This window comes from Paenibacillus sp. FSL R7-0189 (assembly GCF_037969925.1).
In the GTDB taxonomy this organism is placed as follows: Bacteria; Bacillota; Bacilli; order Paenibacillales; family Paenibacillaceae; genus Paenibacillus_AQ; species Paenibacillus_AQ odorifer.
In genome coordinates this window covers 2,090,082-2,105,794 of record NZ_CP150223.1, presented here as the reverse complement: position 1 = coordinate 2,105,794, position 15,713 = coordinate 2,090,082, and the positions used below count along the sequence as shown (strand labels likewise).

The window sequence follows — 15,713 nt, the reverse complement described above, 5'->3', positions numbered from 1 at the left end:
GAATAGCTACAGTAAAAAACGATTGTTGCGGGGAAGGACTCCCTGTGCACAATCGTTTTTTTGTTATATTTCTCGCTTAAATGCTTATCTTTAATATACGCTTACCGCTGGGTAAACTACCTCATAGTGTGCAGCTTCAATCCAGCTTCCTGTCTTAAAATCTCTGCCCCGGACAAGCACTTTATCGCTATACACTTCTACATAGAAGCCTTGGCTGCCCTCTTTATGTTTATCTTCATTAGTCCAAAGATAGGCGACAGAAGCAGCATTAAACATCGTTGCGATCTCTCCATCGCCAGGGAACATAGTGTTGTCTACCTCCAGCTCCCAATGGGTATGTCCAGTGAATAACAAGGTCTGAGGGTATCTCGACAGAATTTCTTTTAATTCCTTATCTTGTGTGACACCATACCAATCCTGCGATTCCAGCGATCCGGCTACAGTGTCTTTAAGCGGTTGATGCAGGAAGAGAAAGATAGGCTGATCTGGTGAAGCTTGTTCTCCAAGCTTATGCTCCAGCCAATCAAGCTGTTCAGAAGAAAGATCACAGAATTTGGGCAATCCTTGTTCTGTCCCTAGAAAAATAAAATGATAGCCATTGATCCAGTGATCATGATAGGGTCCGGACATTCCGGTCTGTGACGTATACATTCCTAAACGTGATTCCCAATTTCCGAGGCCCACATCATGATTGCCTAAGGTAAAGGTAATCCCGGGCAGGTCGGTTTTGTATTGTTTGAGGATACGAAGCATTTCTTCGTATTCAGCAGGGAAGCCGTGGTCTGTGACATCACCGATATGCATAATCCCGCTGCTGCCTTCCCCATGCGCTGCTATATCACGGAGAGCCAGCTCGAAGTTAAGATTGTACTCATGATTGCGGTCAGCAGTGACATGGGTATCCGTAATGATCTGAAAGGTGATAACTGGTTTATCTTCAGGTGATGTGTTCTTACTCATGTTTGGGCATCCTCCTTCATCTATGAACCTATCCAATACTGTTGCTGTTCGCTAATGCGTCTTGCCGCTAATATTCAGTCCTATGATCCCGACAATGATGACGGCGATCCAAAGTAGTGAGGATAGGGTTAGCTTTTCTTCAAAGAACAGAGTTCCTATGAAGGAAATCAGGATGATTCCCGCTCCTGACCATATCGCATAAGCTACGCCTACCTTAATAGAGGTGAGAGCATAATTCAGGGAGGTGAAGCTGGCTCCATAGAACAGGAACATAAGCACGGAAGGCCAGAGCTGGGTGAACCCTTGAGATATTTTCATTGAGAGGGTCCCTGAGAGTTCGAACACAATAGCCAGCGCCAGAAACATCCATGCCCATATTCCTTCTATTCTCACAGGGAAGTAACCTCAATTCTGAGCTCAGCGTAAGATTGTACAATGAGATCTGCATCCGGGAGAATATGTGTTGAAGCACTAGTACCGTCGCTTTCTGCTAGGCCGATAGCTACCTGTACACCCGCTGCTTTAGCCATTCGCATATCCCCGTTAGTATCACCGATAACTGCTGTGTGCGCGGGTTCAACGGCCAACCTTTCGCAGGCAAGCTGCACCATGTCGGGGAAAGGTTTACCCTGATCCACAAGATCTGTTCCAATTACCTCGGAGAAATAATGCCGTATGCCAAGCCATTGGAGATGTTTGTCTGCGGCCTCTGTTTCATCTGCGGTCACCACGGCGAGAGGAATGCCTGCACTCACACACTCATCAAGAAAACGATGAAGTCCCGGAAGGGAGTGAACGGGGCGTTTCTCTTCTAACCTAACATCCGCTTCGAGACGGCATTGATGGACAAGCTCCATGGACTCCGCCCAAGATAAACCTTGCAGATAACCCTGCCATGACAGGATGGCATAGAGGTCACTCATAGTCCCCATAGCCAGGGGGCCGTTCCGATCATAATCGGTAATGCTTCCTTGGGCATTGTGTATAGTTCCCATTAATGCAGGGAGCTGCTCTTCTGCAATCTGTAGCCCTCTTTGCTTCATATACTTCGTGAATCTCTCTAAAAAACATTCGCCCCAGCTGCCCCAGAGGGATACGAATTGGAGCAGCGTACCATCCTTATCGAATAGAATAGCTGCTACAGCGTATCTGCCTTGCGGAGTGATGAGCTCAGACATGAAGTCCACCGCCCTTTATTTTAATTTATCAAGCGCTGCTTGTGCCGTTTCTTGTGCTTCCTTAAGTGCTTGTGCTGCTGGGATATTCTCAATTTGCACCTTATCTGCGGCGATTGTCAACGCATCGTTAATTTTGCCGCCAGTTGGGTCTTGGAAAGGTGCAGAACCATGAGAAGCTTGCATCAATGGGACCCTAATCTGTGGATTACTTTCGCTGAATGACACAAATGCCGGGTCTTGCAATGCGGATTGGCGCACCGAAATATATCCCGTATTAATGGACCAGGACGCAGTATTCTCAGCATTTGTGAAGTAGGTTAGCCATTTCATAGCTGCTTCCTTTTCACTGTCGCTGGCTTTGGATAGAATGCCGGCCATAAGTGCTTGGGCTACGGGTTTGCCCTCACCGATCCCAGCCCAGCCTGGCTGCTCCATAGCCGAAACAATGCTGAAGTCCAAGTCGCCCTGATCGCCGCTGGAGCCGGTGTAGCCTGCGGCTTGACCCTTCATTACATCGTCAATCGTCTTGTACCAATACTCCCAGCCTTGACCGCCGGAATGAATCCGCATGATCTTATCCTCGTGAATCCACTTGCGGAACAAATCCCAGGTTTCAATCCACTCTTTAGAGTCGACCATAACTTGTTTTCCATCCTCACTAAGGATAGTGCCTCCTTTGCTGAGTACGGCATCAATCATGTTCCCTGAACCCCACATAGGCTCCCAACCATAAAGGGTGGTTTTGCCGCCGTCCTTCACTGTCATTTTCGCAGCTGCGGCAGCCAGATCTTCCCAAGTCTTTAGTGTGCTCGCATCAATTCCATTCTTCTCAAAAACATCTTTGCGATAGTACATGACCTGCGTTGTTCCATACATCGGCAGGAAGTATTGCTTACCATCAACCTGGCCCTGATTTAGAAAGGTTTGGACAAAATCCTCTTTATTGAAATCTGGCTGCAGTGCCATAAGCTCGTCTATCGGAGCGAAATATCCTTTACGGGCCCAATCTACATTGGAGGAGAGAGCAGCCGCAGGCACTTTCCCTGTAGCGATAGCTGCTTGCAGCTTCTGTTCGGTTTCCGTGTAGTCTGCCTGCGCGATACCTTTGACAATGACCTCTTGCTGAGAGGTATTAAATTTCTGAATCAGTGCCTCCATATTCTCACCAAGCTTGCCGCCGAGACCATACCAGAATTCAATTGTTACCGGTGCATTTTGTGTGGGTGCAGCCTCTGTGGAGGGGGAGGAAGAAGCTCCATTCGCCGCTGTAACATTGCCTGTATTCGCATTTCCTCCGCAAGCTGTTAACATTGTAAATCCGGCAACCAAAGACAGGGTGGACAGTCTCTTCAATACGTTCATCATCATTCTCCTCTTATTAAAATAGAATTGTTAGCTTATCCTTTGCTGGAACCAGCGGTCATATTGACACTTTGCATGATCGTTTTCTGAGCTAGTAGAAATACTAGCAGCAACGGGGCGATGGTGAATGCGCTAGCGGCCATGATCAGCGGCCATTTTAATCCGTAAGCACCTCCTTGAGTAAAGAAACTACGCAGACCCGCCGAGACTAGCTGGAGATTAGGGTCTTTGGTGATCAGCATCGGCCAGAAATAGTTATTGTACTGATCAATGAAGGTGATCAGGGCTAGCACAGCAAAGGAAGAACGTGTAATGGGGACAAGAATGGTCCACAGAATCCGCATATGTGAGGAACCGTCCACTTCTCCAGCCTCCACCAGCTCATGGGGAACCTGAAGGAAGGCTTGGCGAATTAGAAAGATGGAGAAGACACTTACACAGTTGGATAGAATTAATCCGGCATATGAATCCAGTAGATGGAGCTGGGACAATACCAAATATCCGGGAAGATAAACAGCGGTGGCTGGAACCATATAGCCGAAAAGAATAACGCCTGAGAACAGCCCTTTGAAGCGGAATTTCATATGCGTAAGCGCATAGGCCATCATCCCGGAATTTATGACCTGCAAAATAACAATCGACACAGCGACAAATATGCTATTGCCCATATATCTGAAGAAAGGGGCTTCGTGCCAGGCGGCTGAAAAATTACTCCACAGCGGATCCTTAGGCCAGATTGTGGGCGGAGACTGCCAGATTTCATCATTGGTTTTTAAGGCGCTGGTGACCATCCAATAGAAGGGGAAGGCCATGATCAGTGCAATAGCTGTAAAAAATAGATGGCGGGTCAGCTTGCCCGCGCGTACGATCGTTGCATTCATCAGTCGTTCTCCTTTACAGCAGTTGTTATTGATAATGGGTTGTCCGTTTACTAACCTCTAGTGAGATTACGGAGAGCAGCATACATATAAATACCAGAATTATTGCGACACTAGAGGCTTCTCCAATCTGAAAGGCTTCAAAGGCAGACTGATAATACATATAGAGCAAGGTGCGTGTTGATCCTGAGGGTCCACCTTGTGTAAGTACGTTAATCTGGTCGTAAGCCTGTAACGCCCCGATGATCTGTACGATGAACAGAAACAGTGTCGTTGGCGAGATTAGCGGTAAAGTAATACGGCTGAATTTTTGAACAGCATTTGCTCCATCCAGTTGAGCTGCTTCCAGCAGATCTGTAGGGACATTGCGTAGTGCCACCAAATAAAAAATCATCGCCCAGCCTACCGATTTCCATATTGTCACGAGCAGAACGCCAAGCAGCGCCCATTTAGGGTCTTGAAGCCAGCCGATTTTTTCTAGACCTAAGAGGTCAAGTACAGTATTGGCAAGGCCGATTTCGGGTTCATAGATCCAGGACCAGACAATGGATACAGCCACGGTCGGCGTGACCCAAGGGGAGAACAGCAATACCTGATATAGGGTGGAGCCTTTCAGCTTCCCGTTCATCAGGAGTGCTAGTCCAAGTCCGATCAGAATAACGGGCAGCACACTTCCGGCACAGAATAACAGAGTCACTCTAAGTGCTTTATAGAAGGCAGGATTGCTGAAAAGATCCAGATAGTTGGTTAGTCCGACAAAGGTTTTCTCAGGGCTCATGAAGTCCCATTCGGTAAAGCTGAGATAAAATACATAAAGTAATGGCGCTAGCCAAAATACAACGAATGGAATCATTGCCGGCAAGGTGAAGAGCACCGGTTTCAACTCCCCTATAAATCTCGAACGTTTCATTATTCTGTCGATACCCCATTCCATCTTCTGTTTTTTGCGGTATAATTCTGAGGAAAGCTCTTCCGTTCAAAAAAAATTGTACACTCATCGAGCGGCTGCGTGGTCAAGTGGACGTAAAGATCGATGCGAGATTATGTAAAAAATTAAGAGATTAGCGCAGGTAGTTGCTATTTTGTGTAAAATAGAAGGGTAGATTCTAAGTGGAATGAAGGTGCAGCTATGAAACAGGTAGCCTTTGGTGAAGAGAATAAAGACTTATCTCCACGCGAGCAGCTGCTGCGTCCGATGATCGATGCGATTGCTCAGACGATGGACCTATATGGTGCGAATTATTCATTCGGGCAGCTGTATGGAATTATGTTCTTTGAAGACCGTCCGATGACGCTTGAAGAGATGAAGAATGTGATGAATATGAGCAAGAGTAATATGAGCTATGGAGTCCGTTCTTTGATGGCCTCCAAGATGGTCACTAAGCTGGAGGAGAAGCGGGACCGAAAGGATCTGTATGCAGTGGAAACAGATTTCTTTCAGACCTTTAAGAACTTTTTTGGGATGAAGCTGCAGCGGGAGATTGATGTCATGAAGCACGCTTTAGACGTTGTCATTCCTGAGCTGGAGGGATTGGTTCAAGCCGTGGATACGTCTGAGGAGGAGCGGCAATTCTGCCTGAAGGATCTGGAGAAGCTGGAGCATGCCGTTCAATATTATCATTGGCTGCAGCAGTTCGTGGACGAGCTTGGGGAAGAGAATTACTTCGCAGATAAGAGAAGGTCCTAGACCGTCTACAATCACATATAGATGTACATAATTGTATATAGATCTCCATTTTTGCGGGGTGTTCCTTAAGCCGGTTCAGGCTTGAGGTTCGCCCTCTTTTTTATGATAAAGAAACAAAAATAAGAAGAAAATGTAACCAATAGCAGGTGGAACTTCCATAAAATATATAGTTACATAGGGACAAGAAATGTTGTTAAGGAGATTCTGAGATTGAAAACAAAAAAATATATGCTGCTTGTTGTCATAGTTCTACTGCTGAGCCTTGCTGCTATTTTGAATACACAACGTGAACCTTCAACAATAACTATTAACGTAAATGGTCAAATGATAAAGACGATAGCTGCCAATCCAGCCTCGCCTGATGATCTTATGATCCCGAAGGCGGTAGCTGAACAGGCACTAAATACACAAATCGGCTGGCAGAAATCCGGACCTCTTCCAAAAGGTATTTACTACAGAGATCAGGTGGCTGTGCTGATGTATCATCATCTTTCTGAGAAGCCCATGCCACAGTTTCCTTGGGTGTTATCGGTTGATCGGTTTGATGATCAAATGAATCTGCTGAAGCAGGAAGGTTTTCATGTGATCACCATGGCGGAATACCGTGAATTTATGCTGAATAACGGCGCAGTTCCGGACAATGCAGTGCTGCTGACCTTTGATGATGGATATGAGAGTTTCTATAAATTGGCGTTCCCCGTTTTGCAAAAATACGGATATACAGCCGTCAATTTTGTTATCGTATCTACAATAGATCACCCAGATCCGAATAGCGTACCGAAGCTCACTTGGGAGCAAATGCGGGAAATGAAGCATGCTGGGATGGGATTTTATAGTCATACCTATGATTTGCACCATTATGGGATTGTCGATGCCGAGGGCGGGCAGCGGCCAGCTGCAAGTGCCTTGTTATATGTTGATGATGAGAACAGGAATGAGATGAATGTCGAATACTACAGCAGAGTTACACGTGATCTGGCTAAGGCGGAGCAAAGGCTGAAGGAAGAATTGGGCAATACGGATTCGGCGATTGCTTTTCCTTATGGGTCCTACAATGACAGATTGCTGGCTGTTTGTGATTCGCTGGGGATTTCACTGACCTTCAAAATTGAGGATGGGATTAACACCAGAGCGGATCGGAATGCCGCACGAATTAACGGGGGAAGTGAGACACTTACCGCTGCGTTGACGCTTGATCAGATGAAGCATATCGATTTGCCTATGGAATTGACCTTGAACAACCAAAAGGTGAATATGGTAAGGAATTCTCCTGAAATGAGGAAGGGAACCTTGATGGTTCCATTTCATCAATTATGCAAAGATCTGCATATAGATATGAAATATGATCCGAAACGCCGAATCGTTGAATTGACTCATATGGATGCAGGAGCATAAAAAGTGTCACTTTTATTGATGATGAGATTACAAAAAGTGAGTAAATTCGTCATTTTAGGCGAATCACTAGTTGCTATAAGTGAATTCCTTACTGTAGACTATAAACAGAGTACTAATTGGTAGGCGAATGGAGAGAACTGATGGAATTGTTTAAGCGTTATTACGCAAATTTAACGGTCCGGCGTTTTTTGATTTTAGGATTGGTTGCTCTGCTGCTATTCAGCATTAGAGATATGCTTAATTTGGTACTGTTGACGTTTTTGATTGCGTATGTAATGAATAGCTTTCAAGTGCTGCTCACGAAGCGCATTAACAAATATGTAGCAGTTAACAGCAAAGTGATTATTGTTATTCTATACCTTGCCTTAATCGCTGTAGTTGTCATAACCCTCGTTAATTATCTGCCTAAGGTTTTTATACAGATTAAACAGTTAACGAATTTTTTGACCAATTTGACCCCTGAGAACATCCCGCAGAATGATATAGTGCAGTATATATTCGCCCAGCTTAAGGATTTGAACTATCAGTCGTACATGAAAGACGGTATTGAATATGTCTTGAAAATAAGCAATTGGGGCACCAGCTTTGTTTTATCAACCATTTTGAGCTTTGTATTTATACTTGAGAAGAACAGGATCGTTAGTTTCACTTCCCGCCTTAAAGAGAGCAAAATCTCTTGGTTCTATGTAGAGCTTGAGTATTTTGGCAGAAAATTTATCTCCTCTTTCGGAAAAGTGATCGAAGCACAAATTCTGATCGCGTTGTTTAATACATGCTTTACGGTGATCGGACTCTGGATTTTAGGTTTTCCTTACCTTTTCGCATTATCCATTATGATCTTCTTGCTCAGTTTAATTCCGGTAGTAGGTTTTGTTATCTCGCTAATCCCACTTTGTATTATTGGTTACAATATTGGTGGCCTAGTCATGACGATATACGTACTGGCAATGATTGCCGTACTGCATTTTGTAGAAGGCTACTTCCTAAATCCTAAACTGATGTCATCCAAAATGAATTTGCCTATGTTCTATACGTTTATCGTGTTGTTATTCTCTGAGCATTATCTCGGGGTATGGGGTCTGATTCTGGGGATTCCGATCTTTGTATTCTTCCTTGATATTCTGGAGATTAACAGAGAGAACAAGATAGGAACTTAGGGATTCTGTTATAAAATAAGTGTTAAATATACAAAAACCGGCTAAATGGAAGATCCATTTAGCCGGTTTTTTTGTGTGTATGTTACAGCGTCGCTGTATGTATTCCCTTAACCGAAGGAAGTATGGACACTATCTGAAACGATGTCCCTCAGCTCCGCTTTATATGCCGCATACTGCTCGGTTGTTATGCTTCCAACGGCTAACCGTGAATCCAATTGATCCGTTAGCTGGGCAACCTGTAGATCGATTACAGCTTCAATATCTTGGCCTTGTTCTGATGCAATATCTTGAAGTGACTTACCGTCATATATGGCCTCGTATAGATCCTCGTCCGTTGGTTGGTTAAGTACCTCCAATAATTCGTCTTGATCCGCGACCTCTGCGGTGGACCATTTAACAGGCGAACTTGCATTAGCGGTAAGACTAGTCCAAGCATTTCCGAAAGACATCACTACAACTACCGTTCCGACTATGATCACTCTTTTTATATCCATTAGAGTCCTCTTTTCTTGTTCTGCAATAACTTATCTTGCTTAAGCATCCGTCTAAAGTATCGTTTAAAATGGGTTCTAACTAGTTATATTGTAACCCGCGAAGCTGAACTGAAGCTTAAGCAATATTAAAAATAACCTAAAGATTTAACACGGCTATGATATAGCGATAATACACCGCAGGTATACTTTCCAGATGAGCTTCATTGCATATTTATGCATTGAATCACAATCAAACAAATGGGGAGTGTTCGGAGTTTTGAGAATAACAGCAAAAGCTAAACGTTTATTTTCCAGCATAATTGCCAGCAGTCTGATGTTGGGAATAATGGCTCCAGCAGGGTATGCCGAAGAGCAGCAGCTGGAGACAGAGCAGACATCTTCCGAATTAGAGGCGCATTTTGATGAACAGGTTGAGCTCAACACGCTTTTAAGTCAACCGACTGTAATGGCAGAGGTGTACGCGGTACCTAATAATCCAGGAGCGCTACTGATTACAGAAGTTGTTCCGGATACTAAAAATGTAAAAGGGACAGATGGAACCTCTGTAGATGGTTACGAGTTTGTTGAGGTCTACAATAATACGGACAAGCCGGTTAATTTTAAGGATTATTATTTCTTTTATAATGACAAAGATACATGGGCACCTAATGGTGATGCTGTAATACCGGCGCATGGAAATATTGTTTTCTGGATTATGAACGGCAATAATCTGAATGTTCCTACGGAGGATTTCATCAAAAACTTTAATCCTTCTGCAGCTTTGCAGGAAGGAGTGAATCTGTTCCGGATCAACGGTGGCGGGGGGATGGCTAACACTTCTGCGCGTAATTTACAAATTAAAAGCAAAGCAGGAGATACGCTAATTGTTTCTGTTTCCTATGGAAAAGAACAGGTGAAGGAGAATAACGGGATCTTCTATCAATATTTGCAAGCGGATAGCTCCGTTATGAACCTCATGGCGAATTCGGGAACGGTTGTGGCTACGCCTGGAACCGTAGAGGCAGAACAAGTGCCTGAGCTAGTTCCTGGGAACAAGCAGCCAGTGATTGAACATATTGCACAGAGTAGTGTCGATCCAGCCGATCTCCCTATCAGTGCGAAGATTACTAATCTGGAAAGCGGGGCAGATGGATCACTACCCGTAGTGAAGCTACAGTATGGCTCTCCTTCTCAGGCGAAAGATACGGTAATCACCATGACCTCAAAAGGTGGGGATGAATATGCGGCAATGATTCCTGCAGCTGCGCTGGAAGAGCCGGAGCTGCATTACAGCATCCGCGTTAACAATGTGACAGAGAGTTATTTTGTTCATGTGAATGTGCCGGCGTTCGATCCGAACAATGTGCCGCCGTTGTTAATCACAGAGCTGCTGCCAAACTCGACGAATGTAAAAGGAACGAGCAGCGACGCTTTTGAATTCATTGAGGTCTATAACAATACTGATGCACCAGTTAATTTCAAGGACTACAAGGTCTATTATCGTTATCCTGATAAAGGTAACGCTTCCGATGTGAAGTGGCCTTCGACGCCAGAGAACTTTCTTATTCCTGCACAGCAGTCCGTGGTGTTCTGGGTTATTAATAGTGCCAATAGTACGTACACTGCTAATGATTTCAATACAGAATTCAACACAAACTTAATTGAAGGCACTAATCTCTTTTTGATCAAAAGCGATGGTATGGCGAACTCTGGCCGCCGGGCAGTCGTAATCAAAAGTAACACGGAAAAAGAAATTTCCTCCGCGTATTATGATGCTGACCTCACCTACGATGGTGGAGCTAAAGGTGATGACACCAAAGAGAATAAAGTCCTTCTATATAAGTATCCTGTGAATGGGCTGAGCAAAATGCTCAAGATCAGTACGGGGTCAGCCGTTCCGTCACCAGGCCAGACGGATGTAACACAACTTCCAAACACACCGATCCATGTGGAGCCGGATACAGAGAAACCAACAGTAGAAGATCTGACGGGTGTAACGGAGATTGATCAGTCGCTGGGTCTCGATTTGAAGGCTTTTGCTGATGACAATAAAGCTGTTACTTCTGTGGAAGTTAGAGTGTCTTCGGACAAGCAGCCGGAGGCTGTTAGCCACAATCTATCCCAAGAATTCAACGACAGCTTGTATCACTTTAAATTGACCTCTGCGGATTTGATTGGCAGAAATGAAATCCAGTATTACTTTGTTGTTTCTGATGGAACGAATGAAACACAATCTCCAGTAATGAAAGTAAAAGTTACAGGAGGACAGGATCAATCACCCCTTCGTTTGAATGTGAAGGAAGGGCAGTTGATCAATGGCTCCGTGACCGTAAAGGGAACCTCTGCCACCGCTAAGGCTGATGTCTTAGGCTTGAGCATTGACAGTAAGTTACTGGGCAATAACGAGGCATATAATGCACTGGAGAATGATGCCTACTTTGTATTTGAAGCTAAAAATGTGGACTATTATTTTAAAAATGCGATCACGATGGGACCGGAAGAACTAGGAGATGCCAGTATTCTGTATACCTTTATGGACCCGATTACTACGTATACTACATTGACTTTTCCTATTTCTTCTGCCGCTTTAAAAAAGGGTACGGATAATGTGATTTACATTCGGGCGGGCTCTAAATCATCTCCATTTGATCCTCGGCCTGAGGAGAATAAGGATGATTTTGAAGTGAAAAATGTTCGTCTCCTGCTGGCAGATGGTACCGAAATTTGGGATCCGGCTTATGCAGAACGTGATAAGGAAATCAAGATGGGGGACAGCGCAGGTAAGCATGAATCCCTCGGCTTCCAGTTTGATCTAAAAGCGGATTTGTTCCGTTCAAAGGCGTACAACTGGAATACTAAGGAAGCAACTGACGGAGAACATAAAGTAACGCTTACCGAAGGTGGAACGAAAGTATCATCAAACGTAATTGTTGACAACACGCCACCATCCATCAAAGCATCAATAGAAGAAGGAGAAACTTACCGTGGCAATTTTGAAATTGCTGCTGAAGTTAAGGATACTTATGCGGGTGTAGATAAGGTCAGCGTGAAGCTGGATGGTAATGTTATTGAACTGCCCTATGCTACTTCATCCGGGAAGTTATCGGCTGGGGAGCATACGCTTTCTATCACAGCCTTAGATAGGATTGGCAATCAGGCAGAAAAGGTAATTACATTCCATGTGCCGAATGAGAATCCCTTTGCGCCACTGCTTATTTCTCCTACAAACTGGGAGACCGCTGTAGGTACTAATCCGACTTTAAAGGTTAAGGTTGAAGATCCTAATCAGGATAAGATAAACGTTACCTTTTTTAGAGGATTTAAGTACGATGCTAACCATCCGGAGCAAGGCTTTGCTGGGTTTATAAATGCATCCGATACAGAGCCGCCGAAACAATCCGTACCTGCGGGCGAACAAGCGCTTAGCAGTGATGACTACAGTAAAATAAGTGCGGTGGACGGACAATATTTAATTAATGATGCTGTCGATCAATTCCCTTATCAGCGTTATGAAATTAAGCTGGATGAGTCGGTTAAGGCGTCAGATCGTGTAGATATTGAATGGAAAGGGAATTCGTTGCCGGGACGAAAAGTAAGTCTCTACGCATGGAGTCCAGCTCAACAAAAATGGGTACAGCTGGATCATTTAATCGCTGGAACAGAGGATTTTGAGCTGAAATCCACGGTTACAGCTGGAGAATATGCTAATGGAAATAGCATTGCCGTAATGGTTCAGGATGAAATTGCTTCTGTGGCTAAGACAGCACCTACAGTAACACAAGATGCGTATGACTTCTCTTTTGTATGGATGTCTGATACACAATATTATTCACAGAGCTACCCTTACATTTACCGTAAAAATGTAGAATGGATAGCTGACAACAAAGAGAGCTTGAACCTGAAATACGTTATTCATACAGGAGATATCGTGGATAAATCCTATCAGGAGTATGAGTGGAAGGAAGCTGACCGGGACATGAAGGTTCTGGAGGAAGCTAACATTCCTTATGGTGTTCTTGCAGGTAATCATGACGTAGGTCATCAAACCGGGGATTACACGAAATTCTGGGAGTATTTTGGAGAGTGGAGATTCAAGAATATGCCGACCTTTGGTGGCTCTTATGACAACAACAGGGGCCATTACGATTTAGTGTCTGCGAACGGAAATGATTTTGTTATTGTATACATGGGCTGGGGATTGGCTGAGGAAGAAATCGAATGGATGAATGAGATCGTTGCCCGTTATCCAGAGCGTAAAGCGATTCTTTGTCTCCATGAATACTTGCTGGTTTCTAATAACCGGGCACCTATTGCGGATAAGATTTTTGAGATGGTTGTGAAACCTAATAAAAACGTAATCGCAGCACTGTCCGGCCATTATCATGATGCTGAGCTTAAAGTAGACGAGCTGGATGATAACGGTGACGGTATTCCAGACCGCAGTGTCTATCAAATGCTGGCAGATTATCAAGGCGCTGAAGAAGGGGGTCTCGGCTATATCCGACTGCTTCAGTTCGATGTTGCTAATAACAAACTTCGCGTGAAGACTTATTCGCCTTATTTGGATGATTATAACTACTATGATGAAGACGAATATCCAGGCAAAGATGAGTTCGTTCTGGATCTGGATTTACAGCCTGTGACTAAACGTGTGGCTACCGACTATATCGGAGTCAAGGTTTACAGCGATCAGGAAATTGCGGCCAATCCACAAGTAGAGAGTGGCGCGGAGACTCAGGTCACTTGGAGTAAGCTGAATCCGGATAGCTACTACCAATGGTATACAAAGGTTGAGGATGATCACTCCGGTAGTGTGCTTTCAGATATCTGGGGCTTTTACACTGGAAAAGAGGATGTGACGCCGACACCAGAGGTGACACCGACACCAACACCGACACCAGAGGTAACGCCGACACCAGAGGTAACGCCGACACCAGAGGTATCGCCATCGCCAGAAGTGACGCAGACACCAGCACCTGAGGTGACAACGGCACCTCCAGTAGTTTCACCAGTACCAACAGTGACTCCAACGCCTACAGCCACACCTGGAGCGGGAAAAGGAAACATTGAACTGGCATTAGGAAGTAATGGGACGTATACAGCTGATCCGTCAGCTTTGAAGAAACTGATAGAGGAAGCTGCTACAGGGGGAAGTCTAAAGATTAGCGCAGGCGGAGCAACTTCAGCTCAAGATCAGATTAGAATTGCTCTTGATGCAGCCGCTGTTCAACAGGCTGTCGATAAGAAGTTGAATTTGAATATTGTTTCATCTAACGTTACCTTGAGCGTACCAACAAGCTCCTTACCAGCCATTCCGGCAGGCAGTGATATGCTGCTACTAAGCATTGATACGAGTATGATATCTGTACAGGCCAATGACGCTGGAATGAGTCCATTCAGAGCTAACGTTACGCTGAACCTCAGTACATCTGCAGGAGGCAAAGAAACGGCTATCCACCAGCTTAAAGGTGCTGTTACGATTACCTTGACGCTGACTAAGGAACAGCTTGCTAAGCTTGATACAGATTTTGCGGGTGTCTATTATGTAAATGGCAGCACGTTGGAATATTTGGGTGGAGTGTTTAAGGATAATACCGTTACCTTCACAACAAATCACTTTTCCTCCTTTGCGGTGCTGGAATACCATAAGCAATTTAGGGATACTGCTGGTCACTGGGCAGAGTCGTATATTTCCAAGCTGACGGCTAATCATGTGATTAAAGGGATCGACGATACGCATTATGGACCACAGGCGAATGTAACCCGTGCAGACTTTGTTACACTGGCCGTTCGTTCTCTCGGATTGGATGAAGCAAGTGGGGCAATCGTACAGAGTGCTTTTGCAGATGTATCTAAAGATGCTTATTATGCACAGTCGATAGACAAAGCTGTCCAGCTTGGATTGATCCAAGGCTGTGATGGCAAGTTCCGACCTAAAGATGCGATTACTCGTGAGGAGGCGGCAGTTGTCCTGCAGAAACTGATGCAGTATAAAGCAGGATTGCAAGCTTCCGTTGCTGCTGCTGCAAGCTTTAAGGATATGAATAGTGTATCTGAGTGGGCGAAGCAAGCGGTAATTGATTTGCAAGCAAAGGGAATCCTTGACGGCAAGGGCGACAATAACTTTGACCCTCGTGGCAAAGTGACCCGCGCTGAAATCGCAAAACTGTTATATGGAATAATCAAATTATAAGATAGGTTGGCAAAGGCAGGCAGAGGTGACTCTGGCCTGCTTTTTGTCTTTTTTTGCGTGTAGTCTCCTTTTTCTTCTATGTAAAAAGGAAATTTCCACTATTCATATGATTTTTCATATATAATATTTTTGAATTAATTTTTAATTTTCAGAATCTTTCAAAATAAAAGGTAGATTGCAAGGAGTGCAAGTGAAATTAAATATCTCCAATCTGCCAATTCAGGAGTCGGGTAAAATATATTTACCAGTTAGAGCGTTATTTACCGGCCGTATCATCTTTTATGCAGGTTTATGATGAAGACAGCCATGCGCTTGTACTGGAAAGTGGTCTATAAGCTTCCAAGTTGGAGGGCACCTTTGAGGGTGTTCTTTTTTTGAATATATAAAATACTTACTTGACAGGTAGGAATAAAGGGGTATATGATATCAC

General features: G+C 44.5%; 11 protein-coding genes. 4 read left to right on the top strand and 7 right to left on the bottom strand.

The window, feature by feature from the left end:
* Positions 1-90: 90 nt before the first annotated feature.
* From MKY63_RS09015 to MKY63_RS08990, 6 genes are read right to left on the bottom strand one after another with little or no spacing between them, the layout of a single operon-like run.
* Entirely contained in the window at positions 91-960 is an 870-nt protein-coding gene (locus MKY63_RS09015; protein WP_339812540.1) for a metallophosphoesterase, read from the bottom strand.
* A 51-nt stretch (positions 961-1,011) separates the two neighbouring features.
* Complete coding sequence (locus tag MKY63_RS09010) at positions 1,012-1,353, bottom strand: multidrug efflux SMR transporter (protein ID WP_248549163.1); 342 nt, start codon at positions 1,351-1,353, stop codon at positions 1,012-1,014.
* The gene (locus MKY63_RS09005; protein WP_339189171.1) at positions 1,350-2,138 is read right to left on the bottom strand and encodes an HAD family hydrolase; all 789 of its coding nucleotides are present in this window, start codon (positions 2,136-2,138) and stop codon (positions 1,350-1,352) included. The genes MKY63_RS09010 and MKY63_RS09005 overlap by 4 nt, the downstream gene beginning before the upstream one ends.
* Before the next feature lie 15 nt (positions 2,139-2,153).
* Positions 2,154-3,500: an ABC transporter substrate-binding protein gene (locus MKY63_RS09000; protein WP_339189173.1), complete on the bottom strand. Its 1,347-nt coding sequence runs from the start codon at positions 3,498-3,500 to the stop codon at positions 2,154-2,156.
* 35 nt (positions 3,501-3,535) lie between these two features.
* Complete coding sequence (locus MKY63_RS08995; protein WP_076186174.1) at positions 3,536-4,381, bottom strand: carbohydrate ABC transporter permease; 846 nt, start codon at positions 4,379-4,381, stop codon at positions 3,536-3,538.
* A 25-nt stretch (positions 4,382-4,406) separates the two neighbouring features.
* Positions 4,407-5,288: a sugar ABC transporter permease gene (locus MKY63_RS08990; RefSeq protein WP_076186172.1), complete on the bottom strand. Its 882-nt coding sequence runs from the start codon at positions 5,286-5,288 to the stop codon at positions 4,407-4,409.
* 219 nt (positions 5,289-5,507) lie between these two features.
* Between MKY63_RS08990 and MKY63_RS08985 the strand changes: the two genes are divergently transcribed.
* From MKY63_RS08985 to MKY63_RS08975, 3 genes are all read left to right on the top strand, one after another.
* Positions 5,508-6,065: a transcriptional regulator gene (locus MKY63_RS08985; RefSeq protein ID WP_076101159.1), complete on the top strand. Its 558-nt coding sequence runs from the start codon at positions 5,508-5,510 to the stop codon at positions 6,063-6,065.
* A 210-nt stretch (positions 6,066-6,275) separates the two neighbouring features.
* On the top strand, positions 6,276-7,460 hold the full coding sequence (locus MKY63_RS08980; protein WP_248549159.1) for a polysaccharide deacetylase family protein: 1,185 nt from the start codon (positions 6,276-6,278) through the stop codon (positions 7,458-7,460).
* A 140-nt stretch (positions 7,461-7,600) separates the two neighbouring features.
* Positions 7,601-8,617 (top strand): AI-2E family transporter, encoded by a 1,017-nt coding sequence (locus MKY63_RS08975; protein ID WP_076101160.1) that lies wholly within the window; start codon positions 7,601-7,603, stop codon positions 8,615-8,617.
* A 107-nt stretch (positions 8,618-8,724) separates the two neighbouring features.
* Here the strand turns inward: MKY63_RS08975 and MKY63_RS08970 are convergent, their stop codons facing one another.
* Positions 8,725-9,111 (bottom strand): hypothetical protein, encoded by a 387-nt coding sequence (locus tag MKY63_RS08970; protein ID WP_339812536.1) that lies wholly within the window; start codon positions 9,109-9,111, stop codon positions 8,725-8,727.
* Positions 9,112-9,367: 256 nt separating this feature from the next.
* Between MKY63_RS08970 and MKY63_RS08965 the strand changes: the two genes are divergently transcribed.
* Positions 9,368-15,283: an S-layer homology domain-containing protein gene (locus MKY63_RS08965; protein WP_339812534.1), complete on the top strand. Its 5,916-nt coding sequence runs from the start codon at positions 9,368-9,370 to the stop codon at positions 15,281-15,283.
* The last annotated feature ends 430 nt before the right edge of the window (positions 15,284-15,713 follow it).